The organism is Kribbella sp. NPDC004875 (assembly GCF_042873375.1).
Taxonomy (GTDB): domain Bacteria; phylum Actinomycetota; class Actinomycetes; order Propionibacteriales; family Kribbellaceae; genus Kribbella.
Genome location: NZ_JBIALI010000011.1, coordinates 82149 through 102173, shown reverse-complemented (window position 1 = coordinate 102173; position 20025 = coordinate 82149). Strand labels below are relative to the sequence as shown.

19 protein-coding genes are annotated in these 20025 nt (G+C 68.9%); 14 read left to right on the top strand and 5 right to left on the bottom strand.

Features of this window, described 5'->3' with window-relative positions:
* Positions 1-286 precede the first annotated feature (286 nt).
* Entirely contained in the window at positions 287-817 is a 531-nt protein-coding gene (locus tag ACFYRH_RS40235; RefSeq protein ID WP_387786086.1) for a hypothetical protein, read from the bottom strand.
* A 129-nt stretch (positions 818-946) separates the two neighbouring features.
* A complete protein-coding gene (pepN, locus tag ACFYRH_RS40230) occupies positions 947-3520 on the bottom strand; it encodes an aminopeptidase N (RefSeq protein WP_387786083.1) in 2574 nt (857 codons plus the stop codon).
* A 111-nt stretch (positions 3521-3631) separates the two neighbouring features.
* Here pepN and ACFYRH_RS40225 point away from each other — a divergent pair, with 111 nt between their 5' ends.
* The 12 genes from ACFYRH_RS40225 to ACFYRH_RS40170 all read left to right on the top strand — a co-directional run bounded on the left by ACFYRH_RS40225 (position 3632) and on the right by ACFYRH_RS40170 (position 13109).
* A complete protein-coding gene (locus ACFYRH_RS40225) occupies positions 3632-4246 on the top strand; it encodes a DsbA family protein (protein WP_387786082.1) in 615 nt (204 codons plus the stop codon).
* Positions 4247-4312: 66 nt separating this feature from the next.
* Positions 4313-5368, top strand: a complete 1056-nt coding sequence (locus tag ACFYRH_RS40220) for a hypothetical protein (protein WP_387786079.1) — start codon at positions 4313-4315, stop codon at positions 5366-5368.
* A gap of 10 nt (positions 5369-5378) precedes the next feature.
* On the top strand, positions 5379-5846 hold the full coding sequence (locus ACFYRH_RS40215) for a ribose-5-phosphate isomerase (RefSeq protein ID WP_387786077.1): 468 nt from the start codon (positions 5379-5381) through the stop codon (positions 5844-5846).
* Between the two features lie 186 nt (positions 5847-6032).
* A complete protein-coding gene (locus ACFYRH_RS40210) occupies positions 6033-6860 on the top strand; it encodes an Fpg/Nei family DNA glycosylase (RefSeq protein ID WP_387786076.1) in 828 nt (275 codons plus the stop codon).
* Between the two features lie 63 nt (positions 6861-6923).
* Positions 6924-8024 carry a PP2C family protein-serine/threonine phosphatase gene (locus tag ACFYRH_RS40205; RefSeq protein ID WP_387786074.1) on the top strand — a complete coding sequence of 367 codons (1101 nt, stop codon included), beginning with the start codon at positions 6924-6926 and terminating at the stop codon, positions 8022-8024.
* 106 nt (positions 8025-8130) lie between these two features.
* Complete coding sequence (locus ACFYRH_RS40200) at positions 8131-9171, top strand: hypothetical protein (protein WP_387786071.1); 1041 nt, start codon at positions 8131-8133, stop codon at positions 9169-9171.
* The gene (locus ACFYRH_RS40195; protein WP_387786070.1) at positions 9168-9881 is read left to right on the top strand and encodes a sortase domain-bontaining protein; all 714 of its coding nucleotides are present in this window, start codon (positions 9168-9170) and stop codon (positions 9879-9881) included. The genes ACFYRH_RS40200 and ACFYRH_RS40195 overlap by 4 nt, the downstream gene beginning before the upstream one ends.
* 11 nt (positions 9882-9892) lie before the next feature.
* Entirely contained in the window at positions 9893-10354 is a 462-nt protein-coding gene (locus ACFYRH_RS40190; RefSeq protein WP_387786068.1) for a hypothetical protein, read from the top strand.
* Between the two features lie 47 nt (positions 10355-10401).
* The gene (locus ACFYRH_RS40185) at positions 10402-10836 is read left to right on the top strand and encodes an SRPBCC domain-containing protein (protein ID WP_387786066.1); all 435 of its coding nucleotides are present in this window, start codon (positions 10402-10404) and stop codon (positions 10834-10836) included.
* A 60-nt stretch (positions 10837-10896) separates the two neighbouring features.
* A complete protein-coding gene (locus ACFYRH_RS40180; RefSeq protein WP_387786065.1) occupies positions 10897-11337 on the top strand; it encodes a nitroreductase family deazaflavin-dependent oxidoreductase in 441 nt (146 codons plus the stop codon).
* A 189-nt stretch (positions 11338-11526) separates the two neighbouring features.
* Positions 11527-12258: a CDP-alcohol phosphatidyltransferase family protein gene (locus tag ACFYRH_RS40175; protein ID WP_387786063.1), complete on the top strand. Its 732-nt coding sequence runs from the start codon at positions 11527-11529 to the stop codon at positions 12256-12258.
* Positions 12258-13109, top strand: a complete 852-nt coding sequence (locus ACFYRH_RS40170; protein WP_387786061.1) for a hypothetical protein — start codon at positions 12258-12260, stop codon at positions 13107-13109. Before ACFYRH_RS40175 ends, ACFYRH_RS40170 begins: the two co-directional genes overlap by 1 nt.
* 49 nt (positions 13110-13158) lie before the next feature.
* On the opposite strand, the gene ACFYRH_RS40165 is transcribed toward ACFYRH_RS40170, so the two are convergent.
* Positions 13159-14310, bottom strand: a complete 1152-nt coding sequence (locus ACFYRH_RS40165) for an AAA family ATPase (protein WP_387786058.1) — start codon at positions 14308-14310, stop codon at positions 13159-13161.
* A gap of 145 nt (positions 14311-14455) precedes the next feature.
* On the opposite strand from ACFYRH_RS40165, the gene ACFYRH_RS40160 reads away from it, so the two are divergent.
* The gene (locus ACFYRH_RS40160) at positions 14456-15400 is read left to right on the top strand and encodes an NAD-dependent epimerase/dehydratase family protein (RefSeq protein ID WP_387786056.1); all 945 of its coding nucleotides are present in this window, start codon (positions 14456-14458) and stop codon (positions 15398-15400) included.
* Positions 15400-16326 carry an RNA polymerase sigma-70 factor gene (locus tag ACFYRH_RS40155; protein ID WP_387786054.1) on the top strand — a complete coding sequence of 309 codons (927 nt, stop codon included), beginning with the start codon at positions 15400-15402 and terminating at the stop codon, positions 16324-16326. Before ACFYRH_RS40160 ends, ACFYRH_RS40155 begins: the two co-directional genes overlap by 1 nt.
* Positions 16327-16391: 65 nt before the next feature.
* Here ACFYRH_RS40155 and ACFYRH_RS40150 read toward each other — a convergent pair whose 3' ends face one another.
* Positions 16392-18284: an ABC transporter ATP-binding protein gene (locus tag ACFYRH_RS40150; RefSeq protein WP_387786051.1), complete on the bottom strand. Its 1893-nt coding sequence runs from the start codon at positions 18282-18284 to the stop codon at positions 16392-16394.
* On the bottom strand, positions 18281-19945 hold the full coding sequence (locus tag ACFYRH_RS40145) for an ABC transporter ATP-binding protein (protein ID WP_387786049.1): 1665 nt from the start codon (positions 19943-19945) through the stop codon (positions 18281-18283). The genes ACFYRH_RS40150 and ACFYRH_RS40145 overlap by 4 nt, the downstream gene beginning before the upstream one ends.
* Between the last annotated feature and the right edge of the window lie 80 nt (positions 19946-20025).

Sequence of the window (20025 nt, the reverse complement as noted above, 5' to 3'; positions counted from 1 at the left end):
CCGGCCAGGCACCCCGGCCAGGCACCCCGGCCAGGCACCCCGGCCAGGCACCCCGGCCAGGCACCCCGGCCAGGCACCCCGGCCAGGCATTCGAGGGGTTCACCCCTGGGGTTGTCCGTGAGCAGTTGGTATGCCGCGTGGGAACGGACCATTTCTGGGGTGAACCACCCAAACGGCGCCACGGCGCCACGGCGCCGCGACGGGGTGTGCAGAGGTGGCTGGGGTCATCGCTGGCGGGGACGGCGAGGGTCTGACAACCCGAAGGTTTCTTGACGCGGCGCCAGCACTAGGTACCCGACGGGATGCCGTCGTATCTCACCTTCGGGCGGGTGTCGAGGGCGTCGTCGAGCCAGGCGTCGATGTCGACGTCGCCGGTGAGGATGTGGGTGACGTAGGCCGCGCGCTCGTGGCTGAGGACCTCCAGTTCCCAGACACCGGGCGCGGCGCCGATCGGGGCCGGGCGGAGGTCGCCGACATCCATGCCGCTGAAGATGCTGAGGCGGGACTGGAAGTCGCGCGCCCAGCTCTGCACCACCAGGTAGAGGCCGTCCTCGCCGAGGTGCAGTACGACGACTCCGAGCCCGACCGCACCCATCGCGTCGTCGAACTCGAGCTGGCGGGTCGCCGTACCGCGGGCGATGTCGACCATGTTGTCGTCCCACTGCCGTCCGCGCGCGGTCACGACGTACGGCTTCACCAGGCGGTTGGGGAACCGCCACGGCATCAGCGGCGTGACGGGGCGGGGTCGGTACGCCTCTGCGAGTCCGGTCAGCGCAACAGCTGCCGCACCAGCCAAGGCGGGATCAGAGGCGGGCACCGACAAAGTCTTACCGCACGAGCAGGTCCAAATGCGACACCGCCGGCCTCAGATGAGACTGGCGGTGCCAGAGACCTTCTCAGAGACCTTCTCAGAGACCTTCTCAGGGCGCTTCTCAGGGCGCCTTTCTCAGGCGACGACGTCCGTCGCCTGCGCGGCGATCGCGCGGGTCAGGTCGGCCTGTGCCTCCGTGACGTACCGGAGCGTCGGAGCGTCGACGGACGACGACTCCGCGTCCAGCCAGCCGGTCAGCGCGTCCAGCGTGGACTGGTCGGCCAGGTGCCGCGGGGACAGGTACACCAGCACGTTCTCGCCCATCGACGAGCCGAGCCGGGTGTACACGTCCTTGGCAGCGCTGAGGTACTTCTCGACGTACGGCCGGAGCAGGTCTTCCTGACCGGGCTGCTGGAAGCCGAGGATGGTCCGGAACTGCGTCTCGTTCGGCGTGTCCTCGGACTCCACCGCGATCCGCCAGGCCTCTTCCTTCGCCTCGACGGTCGGCCGCGCCGCACGGGCCTGGGCGGCCCGCTCCTGCCCGGTGATCGTGGTGTCGCGGGTCAGCTCGTCGTCGATCTCGTCCGCGCCGATCCGGCCGAGCCGCGCCAGCGCGACGATCAGCGTCCAGCGCAGGTCGGTGTCGACGACGAGGCCCTCGGGCAGGTCGCGACCGTCCAGCCAACCGGCGAGCCGGTCGGCTCCTTCAGCGGAGAACACCGCCGAGCTGTAAGCCCGGACGAACGCCAGTTGGTGGTCGCTCCCCGGCTGAGCTTCGGCGACCAGACCGGCCAGCGCCTCCTCGAACCGTGCGCGTAGGGCGGGCCGGTTCTGCGGAGCGGCGTACTGGTTGATCGCGGTGCTCGCCTGGGCGAGCAACGAGCGGACACCGGTCAGGTCGGTCTCGGCCCGGATGCCGCGCAGCACGATGTCGACGTACTGGCTGGTCGGCATCTCGGCGTCGCGGGTCATGTCCCACGCGGAGCCCCAGGCGAGCGCCCTGGGCAGCGACTCGGTGAACTGGTCGATCGACTCCACCAGAGTCGCCCGGGAGCGCTCGTCCATCCGGATCTTCGCGTAGGTGAGGTCGTCGTCGTTCAGCAGCACCAGGTCCGGCTGGGTCGCGCCGGTCAGCTCGGGGAGCTCGGTGCGCGGTCCGTCGATGTCCACCTCGAACCGCTCGGTCCGGACCAGGCCGGCGTCGGTACGGCGGTACAGGCCGACCGCGAGCCGGTGCGGGCGCAGTACCGGGAACTTCTCGGTGGCGGTCTGCTCGATCGCGAACGACGTGAACGCGCCCTGCTCGTCGACGGCGAAGTCGGCGCGCAGCGTGTTCACCCCGGCGGTCCGCAGCCAGCGCTCGGTCCAGTCGTCCAGGTCGCGCCCGGACGCCTTCTCCAGCGGCTTCAGCAGGTCGGTGAGTTCGGTGTTGCCGAACGCGTGGTCGTGGAAGTACTCCTTCAGCGCGGTGATGAAGGTGTCCTCGCCGACGAACGCGACCAGCTGCCGCAGCGTCGACGCGCCCTTGGCGTAGGTGATGCCGTCGAAGTTCACCTCGACGGCGTGGAAGTCGATCATGTCGGCCGCGATCGGGTGCGTCGACGGCAGCTGGTCCTGCCGGTACGCCCAGTTCTTCCGGGCGTTGCAGAACGTCGTCCACGCGTCGGAGTACTTCGTCGTCGCGACCACCTGCGCCCAGTGGCTGGCCCACTCGGCGAACGACTCGTTCAGCCACAGGTCGTCCCACCAGGTCATCGTGACCAGGTCGCCGAACCACATGTGTGCCAGCTCGTGCAGCACGGTGTTGGCGCGGGCTTCCATCTCCGCGTGCGTCGTCCGGCTGCGGAACAGGTACTCGTCCCGCAGCGTGACGCAGCCCGCGTTCTCCATCGCACCCATGTTGTACTCCGGCACGAAGGCCTGGTCGTACTTGTGGAACGGGTACGGCGTACCGAACGCTTCCTCGAACAGCGCGAAGCCCTGCTTGGTGACCTCGAACAGGTCGTCGACGTCCAGCGCACCCTTCAGCGACGGACGGCAGAGCAGCGACAGCGGGTACGTCCCGTGCGGCCCCTCGTACACGTCGGTGACGACGTGGTACGGACCGGCGACCACAGCGGTGATGTACGTCGAGATGCGCTCGGTCGGCGGGAACTCCCAGCGGGCCAGCTCTTCGCCGCTCGCACCCTGGTACGGCGTCGGCTCGGGCGTCGGGGCGTTCGAGATCACGACCCAGCGGGCCGGTGCGGAGACGGTGAAGGTGAAGACGGCCTTGAGGTCGGGCTGCTCGAAGGTGGTGAACACCCGGCGGGCGTCCGGCACCTCGAACTGGGTGTAGAGGTAGGTCTCCTTGTCGGCCGGGTCGACCGAGCGGTGCAGCCCTTCACCGGTCCGCGAGTACAGGCAGTCGGCCACCACGGTCAGCTCGTTGCGCTCGGCCAGCCCGTCGAGCTGGATCCGGGCGCCGTCGTACACGGTGTCCGGGTCGAGGGCGACCCCGTTCAGCGTGACCGCGCGGACCTTGTCCGCGATCAGGTCGGCGAACGTGCTCGCGCCGGCCTCGGCGGCGAACGTGATGGTGGTGACCGACGGGTACGTCGGGGCTCCGGTCGGGGCGTTGGCCAGGTCGAGCTCGATCGCGTAACTCACGTCACTGACCACGCCCGCCCGGGAACGCGCCTCGTCGCGCGTCAGGTTGGTTCCAGGCATGTCGGCATCCTATGCACCTGGCTCACGCCTTGGATGCGGGTTTCCCCCCGACATTGGGTATTGGATACCGAGTCGGTATAACCGTTGTTTCAACTTTGTATGATGGTGAATATGACTGCCTCCGCAGATTTCTGGTTCGACCCGGCCTGCCCCTGGGCCTGGATGACGTCTCGCTGGATGCTCGAGGTCGAGCAGGTCCGGGATGTGAAGACGACCTGGCACGTGATGAGCCTCGCCGTCCTGAACGACGGCCGTGACGAGCTGAACGACGAGTACAAGAGTTTCCTGGCGAACGCCTGGGGTCCGGTCCGCGTGCTGATCGCGGCCGAGCAGGCGCACGGCAACGAGGTCCTGCTGCCGCTCTACACCGCGCTCGGCAACCGGATCCACGTCGGCGGCCGGGGGATCGGCGACGGTAAGGGTGACGTGGTCAAGGAGGCACTCGAAGAGGTCGGGCTGCCGGCGTCGCTGATCGAGGCGGCCGACACCGACCGGTACGACGACGCGCTGAAGAAGTCGCACCACGCCGGGATGGACCAGGTCGGCATGGAGGTCGGTACTCCGGTCATCTCGGTAGAGGGCACCGCGTTCTTCGGTCCGGTCGTGACGCCGGCCCCGAAGGGCGAGGCGGCCGGCAAGCTCTGGGACGGCGTCCGCCTGGTGGCCGGCACCGAGGGCTTCTTCGAGATCAAGCGCACCCGCGACCGCGGTCCGATCTTCGACTGACGATTCAGGGGTTGAACTGGAGCCGCCCGGACGGTGAAAGTTGCTCACTCAGGATTCCGTCCAGTGGTGAGTAGGTTCCAGATGACCTTGCGTGACGAACTGCCAACAGTTGGTGACCTCGTTGTTCCTCCAGGGGTGACCGCCGGTCTCGCGGTCTTCGATCGCCGGACCGGGCAGTTCGTGCAGCAACTGGACGCGGATCGGGCGTTCCGGTCCGCGTCCGTGGTGAAGCTGCTGATCGTCCTCGACTTCCTCTGGGACCGTGGCCCGGACCACGACGTACCGGACGCGGACCGCGAGCGGCTCGAGGTGATGCTGCGCAGCAGTGACGACGACGCGGCGAGCTACTACTGGGAGGAGCTCGGCGGCGCGGCCATCGTGGACCGCATGGCCGAGCGCCTCGGTCTGACCCACACGGCCGGTCCGCCGGCCACGCACCCGGGCTTCTGGGGGTACGTCGCGATCACCGCGGCCGACACGGTGCGGATCTACCGCTACGTGCTGGATCGGGCTCCGCTGCCGGTCCGCGAGTACGTGATGGATCTGCTGCACCGGCCGACCCGCTACGGCACGGACGGCTTCGACCAGTACTTCGGGATCGCGTCGGTGTTCGACGCGGATTTCAGCCTCAAGCAGGGCTGGTCCGGGTTCCACGGGTCCAGCGGCTACCAATCCGATCGCGCGAAGCCGGTCGCCGCGCTGGACCTCGTCAGCGACGCACTGCACACGACTGGAACGGTCGGAGTCGACGACCGGACGATCGTCGCCGTCTTCACGCTGCATCCGAGCGGAACGCAGTACGGGAAGGCGTACACGGACGTGACGCGGTTGACGCGGACGCTGACCGTGCCGGGTGCGGTGCGGAGTGCAGGCAGTTGGGTGATTACCACGGGGGAGGGCGTCCGGGTGCGGACGGCACCTAACACCTCCGGAGGGATCCTTGGGCACCTGCCGTCCGGCGTGGAGGTTCTGGTCAGCGGACAGGCACAGGGCGAGCTGATCGACGTACCGCCGCGGTCCAGCGACTGGTGGGCCTATCTGCCGAAGTACGGCGGCTACGTGACCAACGTGTACGTCGGATCGGGCGCACCCAAGCTCCCGGGCGTCCCGGTGTGTCAGTAGATTGCTCGCCATGCGAGTGCACATCGGCTCCGACCATGCCGGCTTCGAACTCAAGAACCACCTCGTGCAGCACCTGACTGCTGCCGGGCACGACGTCGTGGACCACGGTCCGGCGGTGTACGACGCCGTGGACGACTACCCGCCGTACTGCCTGCGCACCGGACAGGCGGTGGTCGACGAGCCCGGCAGTCTGGGCATCGTGATCGGTGGCTCCGGCAACGGTGAGCAGATCGCCGCCAACAAGGTGAAGGGGGTCCGGGCCGTGCTGGCCTGGAGCACCGACACCGCACGGCTCGGTCGCGAGCACAACAACGCCAACGTGATCAGCGTTGGCGCCCGGATGCACACCGAGGAGGAGGCCGCCGGTTTCGTCGACACGTTCCTGGCGACCGACTACTCCGGCGAGGAGCGGCACACCCGGCGGATCGAGATGCTGACCGACTACGAGTCGACCGGCGAGCTCCCGCCGCTGCCCTGACTTTCCTGAGCGTTCTGCGTGTCCTGGTGGTCGCTGTCCGGTTCGGGGAGAACCGGTCGGCGACCGGCGGGCCGGCGAGGCCGGGAGACGTCGCGAGCCCGCATACTGCGACCGACTCCGACCACAGCCGGCGTGGGCGGCGTGCTCCGCCCCTTGGAACCACCTGTCGTCCCCATATGAGGAATCATGCCTGAAGGTCACACCCTGCACCGGTTGGCGAACGACGTCTGGGACGCGTTCGGCGGCCGGCCGGTCCGGACGTCCAGTCCGCAGGGGCGGTTCGCCGAGGGCGCCGCACTGCTCGACGGCCACCTGCTGCGGCAGACCGAGGCGCACGGCAAACACTTCCTCGCCGACTTCGAGGGCGCGGGCTTCCTGCACATCCACCTCGGACTGATCGGCAAGATGGACATCAAGCCGGCCCCGGTACCCGAACCGGTCGGCCAGGTCCGGCTGCGGTTGCAGAACGCGACGGCGTACGCCGATCTGCGCGGGGCGACCGTGTGTGAGGTGATCACCGGCGAGGAACGCGACCAGTTGCTCGGCCGGCTCGGCCCGGACCCGTTGCGTGCCGACGCCGACCCCGAGCTCGCCTGGAAGCGCATCCACCGCAGCAAGCTGCCGATCGGGCAGCTGCTGATGAATCAGGACGTCCTGAGCGGCGTCGGGAACGTGTACCGGGCCGAGGTGTTGTTCCGGGCCAAGCTGAACCCGATGACGCCCGGCAACGTGGTGAAGAAGCGCGAGTGGCAGGGGATGTGGGACGACCTGCTGGAGCTGATGAAGTACGGCGTGGAGACCGGGCGGATCGACACGGTCGCCGACGACCACACCCCGGAGGCGATGGGCCGTGACCCGCGTCAGGACGACCACGGCGGTGAGGTCTACGTCTACCGGCGGCAAGGGCAGCGATGCTATGTGTGCCAATCGGTGATCCGGACCAAGATCCTGGCCGGCCGAAACCTCTTCTGGTGCCCCAAGTGCCAGCGGACCGGCCTCACTCGCAAGAGCTGACAGCTCTCAGTTGTGTTGCGAATTGATGCGTGGGCCGAGAGGTGCCGTTATCTTCTTCACACCATGAGTAAGAGCGGCGGTGTGGCGCTGGCACGACGCATCGGCCGCCGGGTCGAGGCGCTGGGCCGGCGTGCCCGGAAGTCGCACCGCGTCGCGTTCGTCGCACTGGCCGTGGTGCAGCTGGTCATCGCCATCGCGAGCCATGCGTGGATGACGCTGGTACCGACGTCGTTCCTGATCATCCCGCTGGTGGTCGGCGGCGTCCTGCTGCGGTTCGGCGAGCTGGTCGCGCTCACCGGGATCACCGCGGCCTTGGGCTCGTTCATCGTGCTGTCCCGTGGGCTGACGTCGCCGCGCGTGGGCTTCGTGCTGGTGCTCGTGATCGTCGGCTGGATCATGATCGCGAGTGCCAAGGTGCGCAGCCGGCTCGGTGTGGCCGGCACGCGCAGTGAGTCGATGCTGATGGAGCTGCGGGACACGCTGACAGCACAGGGGGAGCTGCCCAAACTGCCGGCCGGCTGGCGGGTGGAGGTGGCGATCCGGTCCGCCGGTGGGTCGTCGTTCTCCGGGGACTTCGTGGTGTCGACGGTGCACGACGACGTACTCGAGGTCGCGCTGGTCGACGTGTCCGGGAAGGGCATCGACGCCGGGACGCGGGCGCTGCTGCTGTCCGGTGCGTTCGGCGGGCTGCTGGGCGTCGTACCGGAGGAGGATTTCCTGCCGTCGGCGAACCGGTACATCCGGCGCCAGGACTGGGACGACGACTTCGCGACCGTGGTGCATGTCGCGATGGATCTGCGGAGCGGTGAGTTCGACGTACGGACGGCTGGGCATCCGCCGGCGATCCAGTTCGACGCGTGGTCGGGGCGGTGGCAGACGCGGGACGCGGACGGGCCGCTGCTCGGGTTGATGGAGGCGCCGGAGTTCGCACCGAACAGCGGGCAGCTGAAGCCCGGCGACGCACTCTTCCTGTACAGCGACGGCATGGTGGAGACGCCGCGGCGCGACATCGGCCGCGGCACCGACCGCCTCGCGGGACACGCGGAACGCCTGGTGGCACAGGGATTCCAGGGCGGCGCCGCGGAACTCGTCGCCGCCGCCGGCGGCCCGGGCGACGACTCGGCCATCGTCATCATCCACCGGATGGCGCACCCCCTGAGCTGAGCAGCGTCACGATCCGTGCACTCATCGTTACTGAACGACCTTGACTGCTGTGACGGAACCGAAATACTTCTCGAGGACTTTTTCTGCCCAGCGTTCTAGGACGGACATGACCCTCAAGGGTGTTCGCTCCAGGTCTGCGAGCCTCGTTGCCGCGGCCGGAGCTCTTTCACTGCTTCTCGGCGCCACCGCGTTGCTCGTGGCGCCATCGGCGAACGCCGACCAGACGACGGTGGCCGGTGGCCACGGCAACGGTCATGGCAACGGCAACGGTGACCCGGCCGGCAACAACGGCACCATCAAGATCGAAGGCGTGGAGCTGCAGAGCAACCAGCCTGACAACAACCCGCACCAGGGGTGCGCGTTCACCGTCGAGTTCTACAACTACGACAAGAACGACTCCTACAAGGCCACGGTGACGTTCGAGGACCAGAAGCCGACTGCCGACGCAGGTCTGGAGGTCGTGTCCGGCAACCTCACGCCGTTCATCGGCGAGGACGCGGCCGGCGGCGGCACCGACTTGGACGCGCGGGAGCAGTACACCCTGAAGTTCACCGGTCAGCCGCATCCGAAGCAGGGCTACCACGTGAAGCTCACGGTGAACGCGCCCGGCTCGATCGGCAACGACGTCAAGCACAAGGTGTTCTGGGTGGAGGGCTGCGACGCCACGCCGCCCACGCCGCCCACGACGCCGCCGACCACGACGGACACGCCTCCGGCGACCACGGACACGCCACCGGCCACGTCCGACACGCCACCCGCGACGACGGACACGCCTCCGGCCACCACGGACACACCACCGGCCACGACAAACACCCCGCCGGCAACGTCGACCACGTCTCCGGCCACGACATCGGCGAGCACCCCTGGGTACTCGACCGGTACGCCGTCGGACACTCCGGTGGCGACGGCCTCGACGCCGGCGTCCGACGTACCGGGTGAGTCGCAGTCGCCGACGGCCGGTGTGCCGACCGAGGTCGACGCCGGCTTCGGCGGACCCGGTGCCGCCAACTCGGTTGCCGGTAGCAACAGTCCGTTCGGGCTCGCGGGTGGCCTGCTGCTCGCGGCCGGTGGCCTGATGCTCGCGGTGCGGGCGCCGTGGCACTCCGGCGACGTGGGAAGCACAGCGCCTGACGTGGGTCCGGCATGAGCTCTGCTCGACGCCGCGGCCGCGCTGCTCCGTTTCGATGGAGTGGGGCGGTCGCGGTCGTGGGCGTCTGCGTTCTCGTCGCCGGCGCGTACCTGCAGTTCGGCGGCGGCCGTACTCGGCAACCGACGCCCTCCACCTCCCCAGTAGGTGCCCCAATAGGTGCCGCGGTGTCGCCGGGTGCGCGGGTCACCGCGGGCACGCCGAACGCCCGCACCGGTCAGCCGGGGCCGGCATCGGCCCAGTCGACTCCTTCGACCAGCCGTACGGCGGTGCGCGCGGGGCGCCCGACCGGGATCAGCATCCCGCAGTTGGGTGTGACAGCACCGGTGCTCGCGATCAAGGCGGTGCACGCCGCGCTGACTCCGCCGTCGGACCCCTCGACGGTCGGCTGGTGGTCGGCCGGCGCACAGCCCGGCGCCAGACACGGTTCAGCGGTCATCACCGGTCACACCGTCCACAACGGTGGCGGTGCGTTCGACGAGCTCGGCAAACTCGTCCCGGGGTCGGTCGTCCAGGTGACGACGGTGCATGGCCTGCTGCGCTACCGGGTCGGGACAGTGACGACGTACCGGAAGGCGACGCTGGCGAAGCGGGCCGCGCAGGTTTTCGACCAGACCGTCGCCGGGCGGCTCGTGCTGGTCACCTGTGAGGACTGGAACGGCCAGGTGTACCTGAGCAACGTGGTCGTGGTCGCCCTGGCGATGGCGTAACCTGCTCCGTCGTGACGATCGACGGGCTGGGCGACACCTTCGACGCCGAGGCGGATCGGGCGGCTCCGGACGTCTCGTTCGAGGAGCTCGTCGCGATGATGCCGGAGGCGTTGCGGGAGGTGTTCCCGCCGTACCGCTGGCAGCTGGCGAAGCTGTGGGAGCTCGACATCCGGGTCGAGCCGGTCGAGATCGCCGACCTGGTCTGGATGTTCGACCTGCCGCTGTGGCAACTGGAGGGCGAGCGGTTCAAGATCACCCCGCACCAGGTCGCGGAGACGCCGATGAACTTCCGCGCGCACTACCAGCGGGTGATGGACGCGGACCTGGACTTCCCGATCAACCTCGTGGCGTACCGCGGCCGGCTGGTGGTGCTGGACGGCATCCACCGCCTACTGAAGGCGCACTTCCTGCGCCGCCGCTGGATCGAGGCCACGATCGCCACCGCCACCCAACTGAAGTCCTGCGCTCCCTGACCGCGGCAGGTTGGCTCCAAGCGGTGTCGAGTTGGCAGGATGACCGCATGGACAGCGTGGAACGTGAGGTGTACGTCGAGGCTCGGCCGGAGGTGGTGTGGTCCGCGGTCACGCAACCGGATGTGTTCGCCCAGTGGTACGCGTTCGGTGGTGCGGAGATCGACCTGCGTCCCGGCGGACGGCTGGTGACGCGGTGGGACGAGCACGGTGAGTTCCGCGGATTCGTGGAGAAGGTGGAGCCGGGCCGCCGGTTCGCCTATCGTTCCGCCGTCGAGCCGGGCGTCGAACCCGCACCGGGCAACTCCACGGTCGTCGAGTTCACCCTGACCCCCGAGGCCGAGGGCACCCGGCTGCTCGTCGTCGAGTCCGGCTTCGACCGGCTGGACGCCACCCCCGAGCAACAGTCCGCCTACACCACCCGGTCCACCCAGGCCTGGGAAAACGCCCTCGTGGCCCTCACCGCCCTCGCCCCGACCCTCTGACCCGGCCGCGCGACGCGCCGTGGGTAGGGATGGTGATGTGTCACCATTATCATGGGTGATATGACAACCAACAACGACGAGTACGTGCCGAGCACCGCCGACTGGGTCCGGGAGCAGGTCGAGAAGGTCACCGCGGCCGGCACCACCGCCGCCGTGGACATCCAGGGCCTCCGGGTCGTGCTGATGACCATGCGCGGCGCCAAGTCCGGCAAGATCCGCAAGGTGCCGGTGATGCGCGTCGAGCACGACGGCGTGTACGCCGCGGTCGCGTCGCTCGGCGGCGCCCCCAAGAACCCGGTCTGGTACTACAACCTGAAGGCCGACCCGAAGGTCACTCTCCAGGACGGCGAGGTCACCAAGGAGTACGTCGCCCGCGAGGTCGAGGGTGCCGAGTACGACGAGTGGTGGGAGCGGTCGGTCGCCGCGTACCCGTCGTACGCCGAGTACCAGACCAAGACCACCCGGAAGATCCCGCTCTTCGTGCTGGAGCCGGTCAAGTAGGTCCCTGCACCCCAGCCGGCCCGTCCGGCTGGGCTACTAAGTCCGTGCAAAGATCCGGCGTGGATGACGGGCGGTGACCGGCCCGGGACCAGGCTTGTGAGACGCTGGCGACGGCCGGGTTCACCGTGACGCGGCCCGGCGCGTTGCGTCGCTTGAGTTCCGGGAGTTGTCCTGACCACACACGACGCGGTGCGGGAACCGTTCGTCGGGTCGACGCGGCTGCGTCTGGCCGGACTTGCACTGCATGCTTATACCGCGAGCGGAACGGTGCTCGCCTTGCTGATCGTGATCGCGGCGATCGACGGCGACGCCGTCCGGGCGCTCTGGCTCGGGCTGGCGGCCCTGGTGATCGACGGTACCGACGGGATGCTGGCGCGCCGGCTGCGGGTCAAGGAGACCATCCCGTGGTTCGACGGCGCGATGCTCGACAACATCGTCGACTACCTGACCTACGCGTTCGCCCCGATCGTGCTGCTCTGGACCGGCGGCTACCTGCCGTCCGGCACCTGGGGCGCGGTCCTCGGTGCGCTGCCGCTGCTTGCCTCCAGCTACCAGTTCTGCCGGGTCGACGCGAAGACCGAGGACCACTTCTTCCTCGGGTTCCCCAGCTACTGGAACGTGGTTGCGTTCTACATCATCGTGCTCGGCCTCAGCCCGGTCGTCACCGGCGTGCTGCTGGTCGCGTTCTCGGTGCTCGTCTTCATCCCGGTGAAGTACGTGTACCCGTCGCGGACCAAGGCGTTCCGCTCCCTGAACCTGCTGACCACCGCGATCTGGCTGGCGTCGTACGCCGTACTCCTGGCGCAGATGCCGAACCCGAACACGATCGTGGTGGTGATCTCGCTGGCCTACCTGGTGTACTACGGCGGGCTCAGCCTGTTCCTCACCTTCTGGGCGCCGCGCCGCAGGGTCGTCGCGTAGTGGTTCTCGGTCTGGGCGCGGCGCTCGGCGCCGCGGTGCTGTTCGGTGTCGCGGCGATCCTGCAGGCGGTCGGGTCCCGGAAGGTGCCGACGGAGTCGGAGCTCGACCCGCGGCGGCTCGGTGGGTTCGTCGCGGCGCTCCTGAAGCAGCCTGCGTTCCTCGGTGCCCTGGTGCTGAACCTGGCGGGCTTCGGGTTGCACTTCGTCGCGCTGCGGTTGCTGCCGCTGTACCTGGCGCAGGCCGGGATCGCGGTCAGCCTGGTCGTGACGGCGTTGCTCGCGACGCGGTTGATGTCGGACCAGCTCAGCGCTCTGGAGTGGTCCGCGGTCATCGGGGTCGTGGTCGGGCTCGGCCTCCTCGCAGTCTCGGCCGGTGACGCGGGCGACAGCGCACAGCATCACGGTCTGACCGTCGGCGTGATCGTGGGCCTGGTCGTCATCGCGACCCTGGGTGCGATCGCGAGCCGATCCCAGCACGGCGTCTCGACCGCCCTCCTCGGCATGCTCGCCGGTCTGGGGTACGCCGGGGTTGCCATCTCGGCGCGGTTGCTCCAGGACGGGTCGATCAGCGAGGTGCTGCACAGCCCGACCGCGTACACCCTGCCGATCAGCGGAGCGCTCGCGTTCCTCTTGTACTCGCTGGCTCTGCAGCGCGGTTCGGTGACGCTGGCAACCACTCCGATGATCGCCCTGCAAACCATCACTCCGGCCGCCGTCGGTGTCTTCGTCCTCGACGACGCCGTCCGCGCCGGCTGGTGGCCGGCCGCGATCATCGGCTTCCTGCTGTCCGCCGCCGGCTCGGTCATCCTCGTCCGCTTCGAAAGCGTGAAACACGAAACGGTCAGCGGCTAGGGCGTGTCTCCCGATCCCCCGCCTACTGCGCGGGATTGGGAGACACGTCCTAGCGGGACGGCCACTTCCAGGGTGGTTCGTCCAGCGGGCCTTGGCCGGTGATCGTGGTGGCGCCTTGGTCCTTCACCAGTTCGAGGGTGTGGAGGTCGGGGGAGAGCGCCTCCAGGGACGCGATGAAGGGACGGGAGTGGGTCACGACAATGACCTGAGCCTCCTTCGCCGCGGTGACGACCAGGTTGGCCAGTGCGGGGAGTAGCTCCGGGTGGAGGCTGGTCTCGGGCTCGTTGAGGACCAGGAGGTCCGGGGGCCGTGGAGTCAGCAGAGCGGCGACCCAGAGAAGGTATCTGAGGGTGCCGTCGGACAACTCGGCGCCGGAAAGCGGTCGGAGCAGACCGCGCTGGTGGAATGCGACCTCGAAACGGCCGGACGTGCTGACGACCTCGACCCGGCTGCCAGGGAAGGCCAGCTCGACCGCCTCGTCGAGAGCGCCGCGTGGACCCAACTCGCGGACGGTCTGGAGCGCGGCCGCCACGTCGGCGCCGTCGGGGGCGAGGACCGTCGTACGGGTGCCGATCTGGACTCGGCGTGCAGGAGCGTCCGCGTCGGTGCGGAAGTGGTCGTAGAAGCGCCATCCACGCATCCGGTCCCGCACCAGCAACAGCTCCGGCGCCCGCTCGGGATCGGCGAACTCGCTCAGCATGCTGTCGAACGTCTGCAGTTGATGTCCCGCGCGCTCCCACGCACCGCGGGCGGATCGGATCCGCACTTCGCGGTTGTTGCGCTCGACCAGCGCCGCTGCGGGTCGCAGGAACGGGCCGGACCAGAGGGCTTCCCGTTTGATCTCCGGATCGAGGTCGAAGGCGGAACCATGAGCGACCGGCAACCCGAGGTCCATGAGGTAGCCGTAGTCGTCGCCGGCGAAGCCCATCCGCAACGTGACCGGGCCGGTCCGCCGCGTGCCCTGGGCCGGGCGGTCCTTGCGGACGTGCTCCGGCCCGGCCCACAGCGTCGACTGCAGACCGCCCTCTCGTGCCAGCGCCGCCACGGCACCGTTCCGCGAGGCGTCGGCCAGCAACCGGAGTGCACGGTACAGACTCGACTTGCCGGCCCCGTTCGCCCCGGTCACCACGTTCAGCCCGCCGAGCGGCATGACGATCCGCCGGAGGGACCGATAGTTCTCCACCGCCAGCGTCGTCAGCACACGACCAAGCTACAGACGCCTTCAGACAGTACGGCGCCGGCGGACCCGCGCCGCTCACCGTCGATGTCACAGCAGCCGATGTCACAGCAGTCGATGTCACGGCAGGCGACGTCATCTCGTCTCGGGGACGACGAAAGGAACCAAGATGAGCATGCGAGTGTTCGTGGCCGGTGGCAGTGGCGTCCTCGGCCAACGGCTGGTGCCGCAGCTGGTGGCCCGCGGTCATCAGGTGACGGCGACCACGACCAGCAAGGGGAAGCTGAACCTGATCAAGGCGGCCGGTGCCGACGCGGTGGTGATGGACGGCCTGGACGGAGCGTCCGTCGGGGAGGCGGTCGCGCTGGCGAAGCCGGACGTGATCGTGCACCAGATGACCGCGATCTCGATGACGCACGCGGGCAAGCCCGACATCAAGCATCCCGACCGCTGGTTCGCCCAGACGAACCGGCTGCGCACTGAGGGGACCGACCACCTGCTCGCCGCGGCCGAGGCGGTCGGCGTCCCGCACTTCGTCGCGCAGGGCTACGCGAGCTGGAACGGCATCCGCGAAGGCGGCTGGGTGAAGACCGAGGAGGACCCGCTCGACCTGCTCGAGGGAACAGCGGCGTACGTCGGGTTGAAGGCCCTGAGCCGGATCGAGGACCTGGTGCTGAAGATCGGCGGCGCGGTGATGCGGTACGGCGCCTTCTACGGGCCCGGCGCCATCGACGACCAGGTCGAGCTGGTGCGCAAACGCCAGTACCCACTGGTCGGCAAGGGCACTGGTTACAGTTCATGGGTGCACTTGGACGACGCGGCGAGCGCGACCGTGCTGGCCGTCGAGCAGAAGGTCACCGGCGTGTTCAACATCGTCGACGACGACCCGGCGCCCGCCAGCGCCTGGCTGCCGTACCTGGCGGAGTGTGCGGGCGCGAAACCGCCGATGCGGGTCCCGGTGTGGCTGGCGCGGCCGCTGGCGGGCGACCAGGCGGTGGTGATGATGACCGAGGGACGTGGCTTCTCGAACGCCAAGGCGAAGAAGGAGCTCGGCTGGGAGCTGCGGTACCCCTCGTGGCGTCAGGGCTTCAAGGCCGAGTTGGCGGCGTCTTGATGCCGGAGCGCGTCGAGGAGTTCGAGGAGCTGCGACCGTTGCTGTTCTCGATCGCCTACCGCATCCTCGGCAGCGTCAGCGAGGCCGAGGACGCGGTCCAGGACACCTGGCTCCGGTACGCCGCCTCCGGGACTCGTCCCGCGTCCACGAAGGCCTTCCTGTCCGCAGTGGTCACCCGCATCTCCGTCGACGTACTGCGGTCCGCGCGGCACCGGCGGGAGGAGTACGTCGGCCCATGGTTCCCGGAACCGCTGCTCTCCGACCCGTACGACGACCCGGAGCGCGCGGCCGAGCTCGCCGACTCGGTGTCGATGGCGGCGTTGCTCCTGCTCGAACGGCTGTCCCCGTTGGAGCGCGCGGCGTTCGTGCTGCGTGAGGTGTTCGGCTTCGGGTTCGCGGAGGTGGCGTCGGCGCTGGGGCGGTCGGAGGCCGCGTGCCGTCAGCTGGCGACGCGGGCACGGCGGCACATGGACGACGGGCGCCGGAGGTTCGCAGCGGATCGACGTGAACGTGACGAGCTCGCGGTGCGGTTCTTCGACGCCTTCACAGCAGGCGATGTCGGCAACTTGATGCAGTTCCTGGCGGCCGACGTACAACTGGTGGGCGATGCGGGCGGGAAGGCACCGCAGTGGGGTCGGGGCCTGATCATCGGTGCCCGCAACGTGGCCGGCATGCTGTCCGCTCTCGCGGAGCCCTTCGCGCGGATCGGCGGTGTCATCGAGCCGCACGAGGTGAACGGCCAGCCGGGGGCGATCTTCCGCGACTCCGACGGCCGGGTGGTCAACACCTGGGCCCTCGACATCGCCGACGGCCAGATCCAGGCGATCCGCGCGGTCGTCAACCCGGACAAGCTCCAGCACGTCGGCCCGGTCGCCGATGCCTGGTCCGTCGTCCGGGACACGACCGAGGCCCGCCGTACGCCCTAGTGACCACCAGACAGCAGTGCGGGCGCGTGGAAGCTCCACGCGCCCGCACGTTTTGCAGGTAGTACTCAGGCCAGTGATTCCTCCCAGGCCTGGTGCAGTCCGGCGTAGTGGCCGTCGACCGTGATCAGGTGGTCCGGAGAGCCGTCCTCGATGATCTGGCCGTACTCCAGGACCAGCACCCGGTCCGCGGTCTCGACCGTGGACAGCCGGTGGGCGATCACGATCGCCGTCCGGTCCGCCAGGATCGTCTTCAGCGCCCGCTGGATCAGCCGCTCACTGGGGATGTCCAGGCTCGACGTCGCCTCGTCCAGGATCAGTACGGCGGGGTTCGCCAGGAACGCCCGCGCGAACGCGACCAGCTGCCGCTGACCCGCGGACAGCCGCGAGCCGCGCTTCTCGACCGGGGTGTCGTACCCGTTCGGCAGCGCCGAGATGAAGTCGTGCGCGCCGATCACCTTCGCGGCCTCGACGACCTCCTCCATCGTCGCGCTCGGCTTGCCGAACCGGATGTTGTCGGCGACCGAACCGGTGAACAGGAAGTTCTCCTGGGTCACCATCACGACCCGCTCGCGCAGGTCGTCCTCGGACAGGTCACGCAGGTCGACGCCGTCGAGCAGCACGTGCCCGCCGGTCGGGTCGTAGAACCGGGACACGAGTTTGGCGATCGTCGTCTTACCCGCTCCCGTCGTACCGACCAGGGCCAGCGTCTGACCGGCCGGCACGTCCAGTTGCAGGCCGGGCAGCACCGGTACGCCGTCGACGTACTCGAACCGCACGTTCCGCAGCTCCAGGTGACCGCGCGCCGGGCCGGGGGTGGCCTTCTCGATCGGCTCCGGGACGTCCGGGGTCTCGTTGAGCACGCCGGACAGCTTCTCCAGCGCGGCGCTCGCGGACAGGAACGTGTTGTAGAACTGCGAGATGTCCTGCAGCGGCTCGAAGAACTGCCGCAGGTACAGCAGGAACGCGGTCAGCACACCGACGGTGACGTGACCGTGGTACGCCTGGTAACCGCCGTACGCGAGGATCGCGACGATGGTGATGTTGCCGACGCCCTTGATCGACGGCATGAAGATCGCGTTCAGCCGGAACGACTCCAGGTTCGCCTTCCGGTAGCGGTCGTTGACGCCGTGGAAGATCTCCTCGTTGCGCGGCTCCCGGCGGAACGCCTGGACCGCGCGGATGCCGGTCATCGACTCGACGAAGTGCACGATCACGAGCACGACCGCCTCGCGGGTCTGCCGGTACACCGCCGCGGACCGCTTCCGGAACCACGCCGTCAGGATGATCAGCGCCGGGAACGACAGCAGCGCGAGCAGACCGAGTTTGACGTCCAGCGTGAGCAGCAGGATCGCCGTACCGATGAGGGTCAGGAGGGCGGTGACCAGCCCGTCGAACCCGTTCGCCAGCATCTCGTCGATCACCTGGACGTCGGAGGTCATCCGGGAGATCACCCGGCCCGAGGTGAACTTGTCGTGGAAGGCCGGGCTGAGCCGCTGGAAGTGGTCGAACACCCGCTTCCGCAGACCGAGCAGGATGGTCTGACCGAGCCGGCCGGACCGCATCAGGAACAACTGCCGCGCGAACGCCTGCAGCAACGCCGACGCCAGCACGGCGATCACGATCGTGATCAGCTCCCGCGAGCCCTGCCCCGCGAGGATCGGCGGGATGCCGTTGTCGATCCCCAGATGGACCAGGTACGGGACCGCGAGCCGGGCGCCGTTCTCGACGATCACGATCACGACCAGCAGCCAGATCAGCTTCTGGTACGGCCGGAGCAGCTCACCGAGCAGCTTGCGGGAGTCCTCCTTCAGCCGGACGCTGGTCGCCCGCGAGATCTCCCGGTCCGGGTCCTCCTCGAACAACCCCCGCCAGCTCTGCTCTTCCTCCGGCTGAACGGTGTCCTGCTGCTTCTTGGCCGGATCCGAGGCCTCGGGAGGTGTCTGCTGGGTCGTCGTCATGCGTGCACCTCCTCTTCCTCGGCCGCGAGCAGGTGCCGGTACGCCGGTACCGTCGCGAGCAACTCCTGATGGGTTCCGACGTGGGTGATGGTGCCGTTCTGCAGCAATGCGACCTTGTCGGCCAGCATCACCGTCGACGCGCGGTGCGCGACCACGATGCCGGTGGTGTCGGCGAGCACGTTCTGCAGCGCCTCCTCGACCAGCGCCTCGGTGTGTACGTCGAGAGCGGACAGGGTGTCGTCCAGGACCAGGACGGCCGGCTTGGCGAGCACCGCACGCGCCAGTGCGAGCCGCTGCCGCTGACCGCCCGACAGGGACATGCCCTGCTCACCGACGCGGGTCTCCAGACCCCACGGCAGGTCGTTGGCGAACTGCGCCTGGGCGACCTGCAGTGCCTGCTGGACCTCCGCATCCGTCGCGTCCGGACGGCCGAGCGTCAGGTTCTCCCGGACGCTCATCGAGAACAGCGTCGGGTCGTCGAACGCCGAGGCGACCGCGGACCGCAGCGACACCAGGGACAGGTCCCGGATGTCGTGCCCGTCGATGGTGATCCGGCCGGCGGTCACGTCGTACAGCCGGGGGACCAGTGCGGTCAGGGTGGTCTTGCCGGACCCGGTGGCGCCGACCAGTGCGAGTGTCGTCCCCGGGGCCAGGTCGAGGTTGATGTCGTGCAGCACCTCGGTGGAGTCGTCGGAGAACCGGAACCCGACGTTCTCGAACCGCAGGTGGCCGCGGGACCCGGTCAGCTCGTCCGGGCCGGACGTGATCACCGAGTAGGTGTCCAGGATCTCGCTGATCCGGTCCGCCGCGGTCATCGCCTCCTGCGCCATCGCCAGGATCGCGCCGAGCGAGGTGACCGGCCAGACCAGGGACAGCATCAGCGTGATGAACGCGACCAGGGTGCCGAGCGTGATCGCCTCCCGGCCGACCGCGAGCGCGCCGAGCAGCAGCACGATCACCAGGGTCAGGTTCGGGATGACGCCCAGGAAGCTCCAGAACCGGGATGCGAGCCGGACCTTCTCCACCTCGGTCTCGTAGAGCCTGGTCGCCTCGTCGTCGAACTGCTGCTGGACGTACGGCCGGCGGCCGAAGGCCTTGATCACCCGGAAACCGAGTGCGGACTCCTCGATGCTGGTGGCCAGGTCGCCCTGCTGGTCCTGGACCTTGCGGGAGATCCGCAGGTACTTCTTCTCGAACTTCAGCGACACCAGCACGATCGGTACGGCGGCCACCAGGACCACGAGACCGAGCGGCCAGTAGAGCTGGAGCAGCAGGATCGTGACCACGATCAGCTGCAGGATGTTCATCACCAGGAACAGCAGGCCGAAGCCCATGAACCGGCGGATGATGGACAGGTCGGTGGTGACGCGGGAGAGCAGCTGGCCGCTCTGCCAGCGGGTGTGGAACTCCATCGGCAGCGACTGGAGCCGGACATAGAGGTCGTGCCGGAGGGTGGCTTCGAGGTCGCTGACCGTCCGGGACTGCGCCCAGCGGCGCATCCAGACCAGGATCACTTCGGCGAGGCTCAGCCCGAGCGCCAGCAGCGCCAGCGGGACCAGCATGTTCAGCTCGCGGCGGGTGACCGGACCGTCGATGATCGACTTGGTCACCAGTGGGACGGCGAGGCTGACGCCGACGCCCAGCATGGCGGTCACGAACATCACCGTGAGTCGCCAGCGGTGCGGCTTCAAATAGGGTCGGAGCCGCCAGAGGTTGCGGCTACGCTCTGGGGCACGGGTGG